The sequence below is a fragment of the Streptomyces fractus genome (assembly GCF_049844455.1).
Taxonomy (GTDB): domain Bacteria; phylum Actinomycetota; class Actinomycetes; order Streptomycetales; family Streptomycetaceae; genus Streptomyces; species Streptomyces fractus.
Map to the genome: position 1 here is coordinate 7,355,539 of NZ_JBMYHI010000002.1, position 15,812 is coordinate 7,371,350.

The following is a 15,812-nucleotide window of genomic DNA, read 5'->3' on the forward strand; positions in this document are numbered from 1 at the left end:
GGTATACCTAAGCTAACACCTCATTCCGAGAGCGTGGCGAGGAGGCGTTGCAAAGAACCTCCCAAGCCCCAGCGGCTCGCCAGCTCCTCCAAGGCCGCGGGATCGCGCGGCTCGCGCGGCAGCGCCGTGTCCACCTCCGGCAGCGGTACGTCCCCGGCGACGAGCACCACCGTCGGCGCCACGGCCAGGTACGGGCGCGCCTCGTCGAGCCGCCGCCGCTGCGTCGGCGTCAGCTTCGACTTCGGGTCGTCGACGGCCGCCATGATCCCGGCCAGGTCCCCGAACTGTGCGAGCAGCTTCGCCGCCGTCTTCTCGCCGATGCCGGGCACGCCCGGCAGTCCGTCGCTCGGGTCGCCGCGCAGCAGCGCCATGTCCGCGTATCCGGAGCCGTCCACCCCGTACTTCTCGCGGAGCAGGTCCTCGTCCGTCACCTGCAACGTGCCGACACCCTTCAGTGGGTAGAGGACGCGCCGCTCCAGCTTGTCGTCGACCAGCTGGAAGAGGTCGCGGTCGCCGGTGACGATGTCGACCGGCCCCTCGGCGCGTCCCGTGAACGTGCCGATCACGTCGTCCGCCTCGTACCCCTCCACGCCCACGCGCGCGATGCCCACCGCGTCGAGCACGGCCTCGATGACCGGGACCTGCGGGGAGAGGGTGTCGGGGATCTCCTCCGCGTCCGGCGTCCCGGCCGCCGTCTCCTCGGCGACGCGGTGCGCCTTGTACGAGGGGATGAGGTCGACGCGCCACTGGGGGCGCCAGTCCGCGTCCATGCACGCCACCAGATGGGTGGGGCGGTGGTCGTGCACGAGGCGGGTGATGAATTCGAGGAGCCCGCGCACCGCGTTCACCGGGGTGCCGTCCGGGGCCTTCACCGAGTCCGGCACGCCGAAGTAGGCCCGGAAGTACAGAGATGCGGTGTCGAGCAGCATCAGACGGTGGTCCGACCGCGCCGCCGATCCTGTCGTGGATGTCGTCTGGGTCACGTTCGCATCATGCCGCACGCCACTGACAGTCACCGACCGTGAGTATTCGATCGGTGTGAGTGAACATGGTGTGAACTGGGTAACTCCTCCGTTTGTTTCGGATAAACGGGGGCAGGCGCGGCCACGGAGCGGTGCCGGTCCGTACTTCAACTATTGAGGTCGACCGGTCAAGCGGACAGATCCGTATCGCTCTACGGCCCGCCGGCGGGGGAGGCGGGCCGTGTTGTTTCGACCCGAGAGGTGTATGTGTCCAGGCTTGAAGCCGAAGACCTGTACAAGGTGTTCGGCAGACGACCCGATGAGGCTGTGGAGAAGCTCCGCAGCGGTGCAGACCGTGAGGAGCTGCGCGCCGAAGGAACCACCGCCGCCGTGATCGACGCGTCGTTCACGGTGGAGTCCGGCCAGATCTTCGTCGTCATGGGTCTGTCGGGTTCCGGTAAGTCCACGCTCCTGCGGATGCTGAACGGACTCCTGGAGCCCACCGCGGGACACGTGCGCTTCGACGGGCAGGACCTGACGACGCTGGCTCCCAAGGACCTGCGTGAGGTGCGTTCCCACAAGATCAGCATGGTGTTCCAGCACTTCGCGCTGTTCCCGCACCGTTCGGTGATGGAGAACGCGGGCTACGGCCTGGAGGTGCAGGGCGTTCCGCGTGCGGAGCGCGAGGAGCGGGCGATCGAGGCGCTGCGTCTGGCGGGTCTTGAGGGGTGGGAGAAGTCCTTCCCCGACGAGCTGTCCGGCGGTATGCAGCAGCGTGTGGGCCTGGCCCGCGCGCTCGCCACGGACGCCGATCTGCTGCTGATGGACGAGTCGTTCAGTGCGCTCGACCCGCTGATCCGTCGCGACATGCAGGACCAGCTCCTGGAGCTGCAGAAGACGCTGAAGAAGACGATCGTCTTCATCACGCACGACCTGAACGAGGCCATGCGTTTGGGCGACAACATCGCGGTCATGCGTGACGGTCGCATCGTTCAGATCGGTTCGGCCGAGGACATCCTCGTCACGCCGGCCAATGACTACGTGGCGTCCTTCACTCAGGACGTCGACCGTTCCCGTGTGCTGAGCGCGCGGGCGATCATGGCGGACGCGGAGGACGGCTACGACATGGCCGATGCGCCGGCGAAGGTCCACCAGGACGCGCCGATCATCGACCTGTTCACGCCGTGCTCGACGAGCGAGATACCCGTCGCCGTCGTCGACGACGAGGGTGAACTCCAGGGTGTGGTGCCGCGCGAGCGGCTGCTCGCCGTGCTCGGCGAGCCGATGAAGACCGTCGAGAACGGTGCGAACGGTGAGGCCACCGGCCTCACGAAGGACAAGAAGGACGCCGTCCCTTCGCCGCGTGGCGAGGGCGACGAGCCGGCGGAGAAGGTGAATGCCGGTGCCTAGGATTCCCTTCGGTGACTGGGTCAACAGCGTCGTCCAGTGGATGCTGACCCACCTCGACTGGCTGTTCGGCTTCTTCGAGGACATCTTCAACGGTGTCTACAACGGCCTGAGTGATGTTCTGCAGGCGCCGGAACCGCTCCTGCTCGCGGGCATCTTCGCCGTCATCGCGTTCTGGCTGCGCGGCACACTCGGCGGCGTACTGACCTTCATCGGGTTCTGGTTCATCCAGAACCTCGAGCTGTGGGACGACGCGATGCTGACGCTGTCGCTCGTCCTCGTGTCGACGATCATCGCGTTGATCATCGGCGTGCCCCTCGGTATCTGGGCGGCCCGCTCGAACCGGATCAGCAATCTGTTCCGTCCGGTCCTGGACCTGATGCAGACGCTGCCGGCGATGGTCTACCTGATCCCGGCCATCCTGTTCTTCGGCTCGGGCGCTCCGGCCGGTATCGTCGCGACGCTGATCTTCGCGGTGCCGCCGGGCGTGCGCATGACCGAGCTGGGCATCCGGCAGGTCGACAAGGAACTGGTCGAGGCGGCCGACGCGTTCGGTACGACGCCGCGCAACACGCTGTGGCGTGTGCAGCTGCCGCTGGCGCTGCCGACGATCATGGCGGGTGTCAACCAGGTCATCATGCTGGGCCTGTCCATGGCCGCGATCGCGGGCATGGTCGGCACCGGCGGTCTCGGTGGCTCGGTCAACGAGGCCATCGGCCAGCTGAACGTCGGTCTGGGTGCCGAGGCCGGTATCTCGATCGTGATCCTGGCGGTCTACCTGGACCGCATGACCAGCTCGCTCGGTCAGCAGGTCTCCCCGCTGGGCCGTCGCGCGCTGAACAAGCTGCGGGCCACGCACGGCCTGAAGATCTGGTCGTACCGTCCCCGTCCGGCGGTCGCCGTGGTCGGTGTCGTCGTCCTCGCGCTCGTCGCGGGCGGCATGGGCATGTTCGGCCAGACGAGCACCGGTGGCAGCCCGACGGCCGGTTCCACGAACGTGGGCCAGGGCAAGAAGATCTCCATCGGCTACATCCCGTGGGACGAGGGCGTTGCCTCCACGTTCCTGTGGAAGGAGATTCTCGAGCAGCGCGGCTTCGACGTCGAGACCAAGCAGTTCGACGCGGGCCCGCTCTACACCTCGCTCGCCAACGGCAGCGTCGACTTCCAGACAGACTCCTGGCTGCCGACGACGCACGCCCAGTACTGGAAGAAGTACGGCGACAAGCTCGAGGACCTGGGCTCGTGGTATGGGCCGACGTCCCTGGAGCTGGCCGTGCCTTCGTACATGAAGGACCTCAAGTCCATGGAGGACCTGAAGGGCCAGGCGTCGAAGTTCGACGGCAAGATCACCGGCATCGAGGCCAGCGCCGGTGAGACGGGGCTGCTCAAGAGCAAGGTGCTCAAGGAGTACGGCCTCGACAAGGAGTACAAGGTCGTCGACAGCTCGACGCCGGCGATGCTGGCGCAGCTGAAGCGCGCGTACGCGGCGAAGAAGCCGATCGTCGTTCCGCTGTGGTCGCCGCACTGGGCGTACAACGACTACAAGCTCACCAAGCTCAAGGACCCGAAGGGTGCCTGGGGCAAGGGTGACGGGGTGCACTCGCTGGCCCGCAAGGGCTTCGGCAAGCAGTTCCCCGAGGTCGACAAGTGGCTCAAGAACTTCAAGATGAGCGAGAAGCAGCTCACCAGTCTTGAGGCCGAGATCAACAAGGTCGGCAAGGGCAAGCAGCAGGACGCCGTCAAGACCTGGCTGAAGAAGAACCCGGGCTTCGTGAACAAGGTGGCCCCGGTCAAGCAGGGGACGCCGGCCGAGGCCAAGCGCCCGGTGAACGTCGCCTGGTTCCCGTGGGACGAGGACATCGCGGTCACTCACCTCTGGAAGCACGTTCTGGAGAAGAAGGGCTACAAGCTCAACCTCAAGCAGATGGACGTCGGCCCGGTCTACACCGGCCTCGCCAGCGGCGACCTGGACGTCAACTTCGACGCCTGGCTCCCGCACGCGCAGTCCAACTACTGGGACAAGAACAAGAACAACCTCAAGGACCTGGGCAGCTGGTACAGCCCGACCTCCCTTGAAGTCTCTGTTCCGTCCTACGTGAAGGGCGTCAAGTCCTACGAGGACCTGAAGGGCAAGTCGAAGCTCTTCGACGGCAAGATCATCGGTATCGAGGCCGGTACCGGCGAGATGAGCCTGCTGAAGAAGGACGTGCTCCCGGCCTACGGCCTGGACAAGGAGTACAAGGTCGTCGACGGCTCCACGCCGGCGATGCTGGCGCAGCTGAAGCGCGCGTACGCCAAGAAGGAGCCGATCGCGGTCGTGCTCTGGTCCCCGCACTGGGCGTACAACGACTACAAGCTGACGAAGCTCAAGGACTCGAAGAAGGCGTGGGGTCCGGGTGACAAGATCCGCACCATCGCCAACAAGGAGTTCCCCAGCAAGTACCCGCAGCTCACGAAGTGGTTCAAGAACTTCAAGCTGAGCGAGGACGAGCTGGCGAGCCTGGAGTCCGAGATCAAGACGCAGGGCCAGGGGCACGAGGAGGCGGCCGTCTCCAAGTGGCTCGAGACGCACCAGGACGTCGAGAAGCGGATGACCGCTTCCTGACCACTGCCTGAGGCGTGACCGATCGTGAGGGGCGGGTTCCCGTGAGGGAGCCCGCCCCTCACGGCGTTTCCCGCGCTCACATGAAACCGCGGGGTGAACATGCGTAGGGTGCATTCAAACGAACCGGGCACATGAGGAACCGGGCGCGTGAACAGGGAAACGCAGGGCGACCGGCGGGAGGGAGCGGAAGTCATGGACGAACACAAGGAATCACTTCGCGTGGGCGCGGCCGTCCGGCGCCGCCGCCGTTCCCTCGAACTGACCCTGTCGGCCGTCGCCGAGCGCAGCGGCCTGTCGGTCCCGTTCCTCAGCCAGGTCGAGAACGAGCGGGCGCGGCCCAGCCGCCGCTCCCTGGAGAAGGTCGCCGACGCGCTCGGCACCACCGCAGTCGAGCTCCTCGCCGCCGCCGACCCCGCCCGTACCGTGGACCTGGTGCGCGCGGACGACACGTCCGTGGAGAGCGGTTCCGAGGAGGACGCGGACGGGTTCGTCGTACGGTCCCTGGTCCGTGGCCACCACCAGATGCACGCCCAGGAGTTCGTCGGCGACCACGATCCGGGCCGCGAGTTCCAGCTCCGCAACGACGTGCTGATGCATGTGACGCAGGGCGCGGTCGAGGTCGAGGCGGAGGGGCGCGCGTACCGGCTCGTCCGCGGTGACACCCTGTATCTGACCGGTGGCGTGCGGCATCGGTGGCGGGCGACCGTGCCGGACGCGCGCGTGGTCGTCGTGGCGGTCGCCGAGCACATCGACGCGGTCGACGAGCCGGGCCCGAAGTAGGCCGGCGGCCGTGCGCGTCGTCTCGCTGGTGCCGTCCCTGACGGAGGCGGTCGCCGTGACGCTGCCCGGGGTCCTCGTCGGCGCGACCGACTGGTGCACCCATCCGGCGGACCTGGCCGTGACCCGGATCGGCGGCACCAAGAACCCCGACGTCCGCGCGATCGTCGCGCTGCGTCCGGACCTGGTCGTCGCCAACGAGGAGGAGAACCGGCCTGCCGACATCGCGGAACTGCGGGCGGTGGGCGTCGAGGTACTGGTCACCGAGGTGCGTGAACTGCCGCAGGCCGTACGCGAGTTGGACCGGATGCTGCGGGCGTGCGGGGCGGTGGAGCGGCCGCGGTGGCTGGACGCGGCGGAGGCCGCCTGGGCGCGACCGCCCGTGGCCGGGCGCCGGTTGACGGCCGTCGTGCCGATCTGGCGGCGGCCGTGGATGGTGCTCGGCCGGGACACCTTCGCCGGGGACCTCCTGGCCCGGCTCGGCGTCGACAACGTGTACGCGGGGCACGCCGAGCGCTATCCGCGTATCCCGCTCGACGAACTCCGCGAGCGGAACCCGGACGTGGTGGTCCTCCCGGACGAGCCGTACCGCTTCACGGCGGACGACGGCCCGGAGTGCTTCGACGGGGCGAGCGTGCTGGTCGGCGGGCGCCATCTCACCTGGTACGGGCCGTCGTTGACGGAGGCGGCGGGGGTGCTCGCCCATCTTTTGAACCCCGCCCGCGATTGAGGCGCGGGGCGCCGGCCCACTCAAGCCCCTGCGGCGATTGAGCAGCGGGGTCCGGGGCGGAGCCCCGGGGCGGCGGACGGTCGACCGTCATCAGCGCGGTGCTGCGAGGAGCCGACCGCTGAAGAGGCCGCGCGCCGTGCAGACCGCGGCGACGACCCACACCGCCACCAACCCCACGTAGAGCACGACCGCGAGGCCGTCGAGCACGGCGAGGCCCGTGTGCTTACCCAGGCCCTCCGCGCCCGTCACGCACGTGCCGAGGGGGAAGGTGAACGCCCACCACGTCATCGCGAAGCGCATGCCCCGGCGGCGGGCCCGCAGCACCATCGCGAGGGCGAGCGACAGCCACATCAGGGCGAAGCCCATCACCGGCACCCCGTACAGGACGGCGAACACGGTGAAGCCGTGCGCGTACGAGTCGGGGAGCACGCCGCCCGCGACGTCGGCGAACTTGTTCGCGGCCGTCGTCGACTGGCCCAGCGGGCCGAGCACGAGGAACAGCGTCGGGGTCAGCAGCAGCGGCAGCGGGCCCGCCGTGACGAGCCGCGCGAAGATCACCGGCAGCATGACCAGGGTCGCGAGCAGGCTCATGCCGAACATGGCGTAACAGGCGAACAGCAGGGTCTGCTGCGCCTGCCCAGCCGGCAGGTGCGGCACGAGGAGCGGGCCCACGGCCGCGGACACCATCGGCGCGACGACCGGAAGCAGCCACACCGGCGAGGCCTCGTCGGCGGCGATGCGGTGCCGGACCACCATCAGGTACGGGATGGCGACCGCCGCGGCGAGCCCGATGACCGTGCCCACCGTGAACAGCACGACGTCCACGGCGACCGCCGCTTCGAGGCCGATCCAGTCCTGCCCGACGAGGACCGTTCCCGCGCCCACCGCGAGGAGCGCCATCGACAGGCAGCCGTAGAACGGAGCCGCCGTCGGGTCGAGCAACTGCTCCCTGGCCCGGTCGCGGTGGTGCGTCCAGTGCAGCGCGCGGGCACCGAGGAGGACGAGGAGCATCACGAGCGAGAGGGCCCACACCGCCGTGAGGCCGGTGCGCAGGCCCGTGAACCGGACGGGCAGCGTGGCGCCCGCGTTGGCGATGATCGCGGTGCCCATGACGGCGGCGTACCAGTTGGGCCCGAGGTGCCGGACGCCGGTGCTGGGGAGCGGCAGGGGGCGGGGTGCGGAGTGGGCGGCGGTGACCATGGTCCTACGGTCCCGCCGACCAACGGCCCCCACCAGGGACGTCCTCGCTATGAGCGCATAACCTGGGCTTATGAGCCAGGAGGACACAGGGATCACGGAGCACGCGCCGGACGCGGGACTCGCGCACCGCGTGCCCGAACTCGGTGCGCTGCAACTGCTCCTCGCGGTCGCCCGACTCGGCAGCCTCGGCGCCGCCGCCCGCGCCCTCGGCATCACGCAGCCCGCCGCGAGCAGCCGGATCCGGTCGATGGAGCGGCAGCTCGGCCTCGCCCTCGTCGACCGCTCGCCGCGCGGCTCCCGGCTCACCGACAGCGGGGCGCTGGTCACGGACTGGGCCCGGCCCATCGTGGAGGCGGCCGAGCAGTTCGACGCGGGGGCGTCGGCGCTGCGGGACCGGCGGGACTCGCGGCTGCGGGTGGCGGCGAGCATGACGATCGCCGAGTACCTGCTGCCGCGCTGGCTGATCGCGCTGCGCGCCGAGCGGCCCGACACGGCGGTGTCGCTGCTCGCGGGGAACTCGACGGCGGTCGCGGAGCGGCTGCTCGGTGGCGAGGCGGACCTCGGGTTCGTGGAGGGGCGCACGGTCCCCGCGGGGCTCGACTCGGCGGTCATCGCGCACGACCGGCTGATCGTGGTGACCGCGCCGGGACACCCCTGGGCGCGGCGCCGCAAGCCGCTGTCCGCGGGGGAGTTGGCCGCTACGCCGCTCATTCTGCGGGAGGAGGGGTCGGGGACGCGGCAGGTTCTGGACGCGGCCCTCGGCGGGCTCGCCCGGCCCCTGATCGAGCTGTCCTCGACGACCGCGGTGAAGTCGGCGGCGGTCAGCGGGGCGGGGCCCTCCGTGCTGAGTGAGCTGGCGGTGGGGGAGGAGCTGGCCGGGCGACGCCTCGTGGAGATTCCGCTCGAAGGGGCGGAGCTGGCGCGGGAGTTGCGGGCGGTGTGGCCGACGGGTCACCTGCCGGTGGGGCCCGCGCGGGATCTGCTGTCGCTGACACGGTCCGGGTGAGCCGGTTCGGCTGAGCCCGGTCCGGTTGAGCTGGTCCGGCTCCCGGTCTCGGGGCTCCGCCCCGGACCCCGCTGCTCAATCGCCGCAGGGGCTTGAACGGTCGGCTCAGAAGCCGTGGGGTGTGCTCGCCGCTCGTACCAGGCCTTCGGTGACCCGAGCGTCCTCGCCCATCTCCGGGTGCCACTGGACGCCCATCACCCAGGACATGCCGGGGAGTTCGACCGCCTCCACCGTGCCGTCGTCCGCGTGGGCCGAGGCGACCAGGCCCCGGCCGAGGCGGTCGACCGCCTGGTGGTGGTAGGTCGGGACCTCGGTGGGCTCCGGGACGAGGTCGCCGTAGCGCGTGCCCGGCAGCGGGGTCACGGTGTGGGTGCCGAAGGTGCCGATCTCCTTCACGTGGCCCTCGATGTGCTGCGTGAGCGTGCCGCCGAGGGCCACGTTGAGGAGCTGCATGCCGCGGCAGATGCCGAGCAGCGGTGTACCGGACGTCAACGCGGCCCGGATCAGGGCGAGTTCCCACGTGTCCCGCTCACCCGCGGCGGGGCCCGTGCGCGGGTCGCGCTCCGCGCCATACCGGACCGGGTCCACATCGGGGCCGCCCGCCACGATCACCCCGTCGAGCCGGGCCACCACCGACGGCGCGTGCTTCGGGTCGTCCGGGGGTGTCATCGCGGCGAGCCCGCCCGACTGCTGCACGAGCCGCGGGTAGCCGACGGGCAGCAGCGCCGCGGGCAGCTCCCAGATGCCCCAACTGGCCTTGTTCTCCAGGTAGGTGCTGATGCCGATCAGCGGCCTGCTCACCATGGTGTCGCGCTCCCGATGCCGTTCCCCGATGCCGTACGTCCCGAGCACCCGAGCGTACGAGATCACGACGCGCGCCACCGGGGCGTTCAGCATGCGGGCAGCGCCACCGGGGCAGTGTCCCTCCGGCGTGCCCCGTGGCTGCTTCCCAGGTGGCGGCCCGGCGATTACGTTGTGGTTCCGGTTCACCTGAGGAGGATCTTCCCGTGGCAGACCGCACATCCCCGCTGACCGTGGAGGAGCTGCACGCCCTCGTCGCGAGCGGAGAGATCGACACCGTGGTCCTGGCGTTCCCCGACATGCAGGGCCGCCTCCAGGGCAAGCGCTTCGCCGCCCGCTTCTTTCTCGACGAGGTCCTCGAGCACGGCACGGAGGGCTGCAACTACCTGCTCGCCGTCGACACCGAGATGAACACCGTCGACGGCTACGCGATGTCCTCCTGGGACCGCGGCTACGGCGACTTCGCCATGCACCCCGACCTGTCCACCCTGCGCCGTGTCCCGTGGAACGCGGGCACCGCCATGCTCACCGCCGACCTCGCCTGGGACGACGGCTCACCGGTCGTCGCCGCGCCCCGCCAGATCCTGCGCCGCCAACTGGAGCGCCTCGCCGACCTGGGACTCACCGCCCAGGTCGGCACCGAACTCGAGTTCATCGTCTTCAAGGACACGTACGAGCACGCCTGGGACGCGAACTACCGGGGGCTCACACCGGCGAACCAGTACAACATCGACTACTCCGTCCTCGGCACCGGGCGCATCGAGCCGCTGCTGCGCCGCATCCGCAACGAGATGGCGGGCGCGGGGCTCACCGTCGAGTCCGCCAAGGGGGAGTGCAACCCCGGGCAGCACGAGATCGCCTTCCGCTACGACGAGGCCCTCGCCACCTGCGACCAGCACGCGATCTACAAGACCGGCGCCAAGGAGATCGCCGCGCAGGAGGGCTGCTCGCTCACCTTCATGGCGAAGTACAACGAACGGGAGGGGAATTCCTGCCACATTCACCTCTCCCTCGCCGACGCCGACGGCACGAACGTGATGGCGGGGCCCGGCGGGCACGGCATGTCGGAGCTGATGCGGCACTTCCTCGCCGGGCAGCTCGCCGCGCTGCGCGACTTCTCCCTCCTCTACGCGCCGAACATCAACTCCTACAAGCGGTTCCAGCCGGGCTCCTTCGCGCCGACCGCCGTCGCCTGGGGCCACGACAACCGCACCTGCTCGTTGCGCGTCGTCGGCCACGGCCGCTCGACCCGCTTCGAGAACCGGCTCCCGGGCGGCGACGTCAACCCGTATCTCGCGGTGGCCGGGCTCGTGGCGGCGGGCCTGTACGGGGTCGAGAACAAGCTGCGGCTCCCCGAAGCCTGCGCCGGGAACGCCTACACCGCCGACTACGAACACGTCCCGTCCACGCTGCGCGAGGCCGCCGAGCTCTGGGAGAACAGCGCCCTCGCCAAGGCCGCCTTCGGGGACGAGGTCGTCGCCCACTACCGCAACATGGCGCGCGTCGAACTCGACGCGTACGACGCCGCCGTGACCGACTGGGAACTCCGCCGGGGATTCGAGAGGCTGTGAAAGGGACCGCATTGCTGCACGTACTGAACCCGGCCACGGAAGAACTCGTGGCCACCGTCCCGCCCGCCACCCGCGAGGACGTCGACACCGCCGTCGTCCGCGCCACCGCCGCCCAGCGCGCCTGGGCGGCGGCCGCCCCCGCCGACCGGGCGCGCCTGCTGCGCCGCTTCGCGGCCACCGTCGACCAACACCTCGAAGAACTCGCCCAGTTGGAGGTCAGCGAAGCCGGACACCTCATCGGCAACGCCCGCTGGGAGGCCAGCAACGTACGAGACCTGCTGGAGTACGCGGCCGGCGGCGTCGAACGCCTGACGGGGCGCCAGATCCCGGTGGCCGGCGGCCTCGACGTCACACTCCTCGAACCGCTCGGCGTCGTCGGCGTCATCGCCCCGTGGAACTTCCCGATGCCGATCGCCGCCTGGGGCACCGCCCCGGCCCTCGCGGCGGGCAACGCGGTGCTCCTCAAGCCCGCCGAGACGACCCCGCTGACCGCCCTGCGGCTCGCCGAACTCGCCCTGGAGGCAGGGCTTCCCGAGGGCCTCTTCCAGGTGCTCCCGGGGGAGGGACCGGTCGCGGGCGACGCCCTCGTCGAGCACCCGGGCGTGGCGAAGATCGTGTTCACCGGATCCGCCCGCGTCGGCAAGCGGGTCATGGCCAAGTGCGCCGACCGCGTGAAGCGCGTGACCCTGGAACTCGGCGGCAAGAGCCCGAACATCGTGTTCGCCGACGCGGACGTCGAGGCCGCGGCCCTCGCCACCCCCATGTCGTTCCTCGACAACTCCGGCCAGGACTGCTGCGCCCGCACCCGCATCCTCGTACAGCGGTCCGTGTACGAGCGGTATCTGGAGCTGCTCGCCCCGGCCGTCGAGTCCGTCGTCGTCGGCGATCCTTCCGACGAGAAGACGCAGATGGGACCGCTCATCTCCCAGGCGCAGCTGGAGCGGGTGCGTTCCTACGTCCCGCTGTGCGAGCCCGCGATCAGGGGCGCCGCCCCGCAGGGACCCGGCTTCTGGTTCCCGCCCACCGTCCTCACCGGCGCCGCCCCCGACGCGCCGGCCGCCGTCGAGGAGGTCTTCGGCCCGGTCGCCGTCGTCCTCCCCTTCGACGACGAGGCGGACGCCGTGCGCCTCGCCAACGCCACCGAGTACGGCCTCTCCGGTTCGATCTGGACCCGCGACGTGGGCCGCGCCCTGCGCGTGTCCGGCGCCGTCCGGGCAGGCAACCTGTCCGTCAACTCGCATGCCAGCGTGCGCTACGGGACCCCGTTCGGCGGATACAAGCAGTCCGGGCTCGGCCGCGAACTTGGCCCCGACGCGCTCGCCGCCTTCACCGAGACCAAGAACGTCTTCATCAGCACGGAGGCCTGAACACCTTATGAGCGAAGAGATCATCTGCCGCCGCCTCGTCGGCCGCACCGCCGTCATCACCGGCGCCGGCAGCGGCATCGGCCTCGCCACCGCGCGCCGGCTCGCCTCCGAGGGCGCGCACGTCGTCTGCGGCGACATCGACGAGAGCGCCGGCAAGAAGGCGGCCGAGGACGTCGGCGGGACCTTCGTCCAGGTCGACGTCACCGACGCCGAGCAGGTCGAGGCGCTGTTCAAGACGGCGTACGACACGTACGGCAGCGTCGACATCGCCTTCAACAACGCGGGCATCTCGCCGCCCGACGACGACTCCATCCTCGACACCGGCCTTGAGGCCTGGAAGCGCGTCCAGGACGTCAACCTCACCTCCGTGTACCTGTGCTGCAAGGCCGCCATCCCGTACATGCGGCGCCAGGGCAGGGGCTCGATCATCAACACGGCGTCGTTCGTGGCCCGGATGGGCGCCGCCACCTCGCAGATCTCGTACACCGCCTCCAAGGGCGGCGTCCTCGCCATGTCACGCGAGCTGGGCGTGCAGTTCGCGCGCGAGGGCATCCGGGTCAACGCCCTGTGCCCGGGCCCGGTGAACACCCCGCTGCTCCAGGAGCTGTTCGCGAAGGACCCGGAGCGGGCGGCGCGCCGGCTCGTGCACATTCCGGTCGGCCGGTTCGCCGAGGCGACGGAGATCGCGGCGGCCGTCGCCTTCCTCGCCAGCGACGACGCGGCGTTCGTGAACGCCACCGACTTCCTGGTGGACGGCGGGATCTCCGGCGCGTACGTGACACCGATGTGAGAACCCTGTGAGCGTCGGGCTCACGCGTGTACGGTCCACTCACATGCGTAACAGACATGTTGCCGCGTGGACTTCGGTCGCGGCCGCCGCCCTCATGGCGGCCGCCGGCCTCACCACACCCGCGGCCGCCGCCACGTCCGCACGGCCCACCGCCGCCAAGTGCCCCCAGCTGTCGACGAAGCTGCCCTGGTACGGCCAGAACCGGGCCAAGCTCCAGCGCATGATCGACGAACGGGGAATCTGCGGCGGGCACAAGGGCCCGCGTCCCGTCGCCGCGTTCGACTGGGACAACACCGTCAGCAAGAACGACGTCACCGACGCGACCATCGCCTGGTCGCTCAAGCACGACAAGATCCTGCGGCCCGCGAGCTGGAAGAAGACCAGCAAGTGGATGACCGACGACGCCGACAAGGCGCTCACCGCCGCCTGCGGCACCGACGTCCCGGTGGGCGCCCCGCTGCCCACCTCCACCGACACCGACTGCACGGACGAGATCTTCAACATCCGTGAGTCCGGCAAGACGATGAGCGGCGCCGCCGCCTTCGCGGGCGACTGGAACCACCGCCGCACGGTGCCCCAGTACGCCTGGGTGCCGCAGCTGTTCGCCGGGCACACCGTCCCCGAGCTGGAGTCCTACGCCGCCGCGGGCCGCGCGGAGGCGCTCGCCGCGCCCGTCGGCTCCACGCAGAAGCTGGGCACGCACACCATCCCCGGCTACGTGCGCTATTACGACCAGCAGCGCGACCTGATCCGTACGTTGCAGCGGGCCGGGTTCGACGTGTACATCGTGTCCGCCGGGTCCGAACCGGTGACCGAGGTGTGGTCGCGTGGCGTCGGCATCGACCGCAAGCACACCATCGCGATCCGGTCCGTACTGGACTCCCGGGGCCGCATCACCACGTACAACGAGGGCTGCGGCGGCGTCGGCGCGAGTCAGGGCGAGGCCATCCCGTACATCGACGGCAAGCGGTGCTGGATCAACCAGGACATCTTCCACATCAAGGGGAAGGCGGCCTGGGAGAAGCAGCGCTGGGACAAGCGCATCGCGCTCGGCGGCGGTGACGCCGACACCGACGTGACGTTCGTGAACGACGCCACCGGCGCGCACCTCGTCCTCAACCGCAACAAGCCCGAGATCATGTGCCGGGCCTACGACAACGCCGACGGACGCTGGGTCGCCAACCCGATGTTCATCGAGCCGCTGCCGCGGAAGACGGGCACGTACCCGTGCTCCACGGCCGGCTACAACAAGCCGGAGGGCGGCTTCGGACCGCTGCTCAGGGACGACGGCTCGGTCGTCCCCGACCAGGCGGATGCCATCCACGGATAGGTGGACGGGGTGGGGGCTACAGGAACGTGTAGCCCTCGCCCCGGTACGTCGGCACCGTCTCCGCGACCCGGTCGCCCGACACCAGGTGCAGCGTCTCGAACCGCTCGCACAGCTCCCCGGCCTTCGCGTGCCGGAACCACACCTTGTCCCCGATGAGCAGGTCGTCCGCGGCGGAGCCGAGCAGCGGCGTCTGCACCTCGCCGGGGCCCTCCTGCGCGTCGTAGCGCAGACCCTCCGGCAGATACGGCACCGGGAGCCGGTCGGCGCCCGCCGCGCCCGAAGCCGGGTAGCCGCCGCCGAGCACGGTGACGACGCCGACGCCCGGCCTGCGCACCACGGGCTGTGCGAAGAGTGCGGCCGGACGCCCCGTGAACGACGTGTAGTTGTCGAAGAGCCGCGGGACGTACAACCCGGAGCCCGCCGCGATCTCGGTCACCGCGGCCTCCGCCGCCGTGTGCTGCACGCTCCCCGTGCCGCCCCCGTTCACGAACTCCAGGTCCGGCGCCACGGACCGCACCGCGCGCACCACTTCGGCCCGCCGCACCGCCAGCTCCTTGCGCGCCGCGGCCTGCATGAGACGGATCGCCCGCGAGCGCACCGGCCGTCCGGCGAGCGCGTCCCCCACGCCCGCGACATGACCCTCGTACGCCATGATCCCCGCGAGCCGGAAGCCGGGGCGGCGGGTCACGACACGGGCCAGGTCGGCGAGTTGGGAGGGCGTACGCAGGGGTGACCTGAGCGCGCCGACCCGGACCCGGCCGCCGAGCGTGCGCCACGAGGTGTCCAGCTCGATGCAGACCCGGATCTCCTCGCGGCCCCCGTCCCGCGCGCCCTCGATGAGCCTGAGCTGGGCCGGGTCGTCGACCATCACGGTCACGGCCGCGGCCAGCTTCGGGTCGTGCGCGAGCTCCGCGAAGCCGGAGCGGTCGGCGGAGGGGTAGGCCAGCAGCACGTCGTCGAACCCGGACCGCGCGAGCCACAGCGACTCGGCGAGGGTGAACGACATGATCCCGGCGAAGCCCGGCCTCGCGAGCACCCGTTCCAACAGGGCGCGGGAGCGCACGGACTTGCTGGCGACGCGGATCGGCTTTCCGCCGGCCCGGCGCACCAGGTCATCGGCGTTCGCGTCGAACGCGTCCAGGTCCACGATCGCCAGTGGGGCGTCGAGATGAGCGGTGGCCCGGTCGTACCGGGCCCGATCGGCGGCGCGCGGTGTCATGGCCGAAGCCTGCCAGACAGGATTACCGCAGGGTAGGGGGACGGATG

General features: G+C 70.4%; 13 protein-coding genes. 9 read left to right on the forward strand and 4 right to left on the reverse strand.

Annotation, left to right across the window (positions count from 1 at the left end; all coding sequences use genetic code 11):
* Positions 1-20: 20 nt before the first annotated feature.
* Entirely contained in the window at positions 21-929 is a 909-nt protein-coding gene (locus ACP4E5_RS35345; RefSeq protein ID WP_425841892.1) for a 5'-3' exonuclease, read from the reverse strand.
* A 300-nt stretch (positions 930-1,229) separates the two neighbouring features.
* Here ACP4E5_RS35345 and ACP4E5_RS35350 point away from each other — a divergent pair, with 300 nt between their 5' ends.
* The 4 genes from ACP4E5_RS35350 to ACP4E5_RS35365 all read left to right on the forward strand — a co-directional run bounded on the left by ACP4E5_RS35350 (position 1,230) and on the right by ACP4E5_RS35365 (position 6,481).
* Positions 1,230-2,372: a quaternary amine ABC transporter ATP-binding protein gene (locus tag ACP4E5_RS35350; RefSeq protein WP_425835948.1), complete on the forward strand. Its 1,143-nt coding sequence runs from the start codon at positions 1,230-1,232 to the stop codon at positions 2,370-2,372.
* Complete coding sequence (locus ACP4E5_RS35355) at positions 2,365-4,974, forward strand: ABC transporter permease/substrate binding protein (protein WP_425835950.1); 2,610 nt, start codon at positions 2,365-2,367, stop codon at positions 4,972-4,974. Before ACP4E5_RS35350 ends, ACP4E5_RS35355 begins: the two co-directional genes overlap by 8 nt.
* 192 nt (positions 4,975-5,166) lie before the next feature.
* Entirely contained in the window at positions 5,167-5,754 is a 588-nt protein-coding gene (locus ACP4E5_RS35360; protein ID WP_425835952.1) for a helix-turn-helix domain-containing protein, read from the forward strand.
* A gap of 10 nt (positions 5,755-5,764) precedes the next feature.
* Positions 5,765-6,481 carry a helical backbone metal receptor gene (locus ACP4E5_RS35365; protein WP_425835954.1) on the forward strand — a complete coding sequence of 239 codons (717 nt, stop codon included), beginning with the start codon at positions 5,765-5,767 and terminating at the stop codon, positions 6,479-6,481.
* A gap of 90 nt (positions 6,482-6,571) precedes the next feature.
* On the opposite strand, the gene ACP4E5_RS35370 is transcribed toward ACP4E5_RS35365, so the two are convergent.
* Positions 6,572-7,681, reverse strand: a complete 1,110-nt coding sequence (locus tag ACP4E5_RS35370; protein WP_425835956.1) for a TDT family transporter — start codon at positions 7,679-7,681, stop codon at positions 6,572-6,574.
* 70 nt (positions 7,682-7,751) lie between these two features.
* Between ACP4E5_RS35370 and ACP4E5_RS35375 the strand changes: the two genes are divergently transcribed.
* Positions 7,752-8,687: a LysR family transcriptional regulator gene (locus ACP4E5_RS35375; RefSeq protein ID WP_425835958.1), complete on the forward strand. Its 936-nt coding sequence runs from the start codon at positions 7,752-7,754 to the stop codon at positions 8,685-8,687.
* A 105-nt stretch (positions 8,688-8,792) separates the two neighbouring features.
* Here the strand turns inward: ACP4E5_RS35375 and ACP4E5_RS35380 are convergent, their stop codons facing one another.
* Positions 8,793-9,491, reverse strand: coding sequence for a gamma-glutamyl-gamma-aminobutyrate hydrolase family protein (locus tag ACP4E5_RS35380; RefSeq protein WP_425841895.1), 699 nt, complete (start codon positions 9,489-9,491; stop codon positions 8,793-8,795).
* A 203-nt stretch (positions 9,492-9,694) separates the two neighbouring features.
* Between ACP4E5_RS35380 and ACP4E5_RS35385 the strand changes: the two genes are divergently transcribed.
* The 4 genes from ACP4E5_RS35385 to ACP4E5_RS35400 are packed head-to-tail and all read left to right on the forward strand — an operon-like array spanning position 9,695 to position 14,546.
* Positions 9,695-11,059, forward strand: a complete 1,365-nt coding sequence (locus ACP4E5_RS35385; protein ID WP_425835960.1) for a glutamine synthetase family protein — start codon at positions 9,695-9,697, stop codon at positions 11,057-11,059.
* Between the two features lie 11 nt (positions 11,060-11,070).
* Positions 11,071-12,426 carry an aldehyde dehydrogenase family protein gene (locus tag ACP4E5_RS35390; RefSeq protein ID WP_425835962.1) on the forward strand — a complete coding sequence of 452 codons (1,356 nt, stop codon included), beginning with the start codon at positions 11,071-11,073 and terminating at the stop codon, positions 12,424-12,426.
* A gap of 7 nt (positions 12,427-12,433) precedes the next feature.
* Positions 12,434-13,216: a 3-oxoacyl-ACP reductase gene (locus ACP4E5_RS35395; RefSeq protein WP_425835964.1), complete on the forward strand. Its 783-nt coding sequence runs from the start codon at positions 12,434-12,436 to the stop codon at positions 13,214-13,216.
* Positions 13,217-13,259: 43 nt separating this feature from the next.
* Positions 13,260-14,546, forward strand: coding sequence for an HAD family hydrolase (locus ACP4E5_RS35400; RefSeq protein WP_425835966.1), 1,287 nt, complete (start codon positions 13,260-13,262; stop codon positions 14,544-14,546).
* 16 nt (positions 14,547-14,562) lie between these two features.
* Here the strand turns inward: ACP4E5_RS35400 and ACP4E5_RS35405 are convergent, their stop codons facing one another.
* Positions 14,563-15,765: an amino acid deaminase/aldolase gene (locus ACP4E5_RS35405; RefSeq protein ID WP_425835968.1), complete on the reverse strand. Its 1,203-nt coding sequence runs from the start codon at positions 15,763-15,765 to the stop codon at positions 14,563-14,565.
* Positions 15,766-15,812 lie beyond the last annotated feature (47 nt).

What these genes read in the sequence shown, in the direction of transcription:
- ACP4E5_RS35345 (WP_425841892.1), bottom strand. Translation starts at nt 929, where the DNA reads ATGCTGCTCGACACCGCATCTCTGTACTTCCGGGCCTACTTCGGCGTG.
- ACP4E5_RS35360 (WP_425835952.1), top strand. Translation starts at nt 5,167, where the DNA reads ATGGACGAACACAAGGAATCACTTCGCGTGGGCGCGGCCGTCCGGCGC.
- ACP4E5_RS35370 (WP_425835956.1), bottom strand. Translation starts at nt 7,681, where the DNA reads ATGGTCACCGCCGCCCACTCCGCACCCCGCCCCCTGCCGCTCCCCAGC.
- ACP4E5_RS35375 (WP_425835958.1), top strand. Translation starts at nt 7,752, where the DNA reads ATGAGCCAGGAGGACACAGGGATCACGGAGCACGCGCCGGACGCGGGA.
- ACP4E5_RS35380 (WP_425841895.1), bottom strand. Translation starts at nt 9,491, where the DNA reads ATGGTGAGCAGGCCGCTGATCGGCATCAGCACCTACCTGGAGAACAAG.
- ACP4E5_RS35395 (WP_425835964.1), top strand. Translation starts at nt 12,434, where the DNA reads ATGAGCGAAGAGATCATCTGCCGCCGCCTCGTCGGCCGCACCGCCGTC.
- ACP4E5_RS35400 (WP_425835966.1), top strand. Translation starts at nt 13,260, where the DNA reads ATGCGTAACAGACATGTTGCCGCGTGGACTTCGGTCGCGGCCGCCGCC.
- ACP4E5_RS35405 (WP_425835968.1), bottom strand. Translation starts at nt 15,765, where the DNA reads ATGACACCGCGCGCCGCCGATCGGGCCCGGTACGACCGGGCCACCGCT.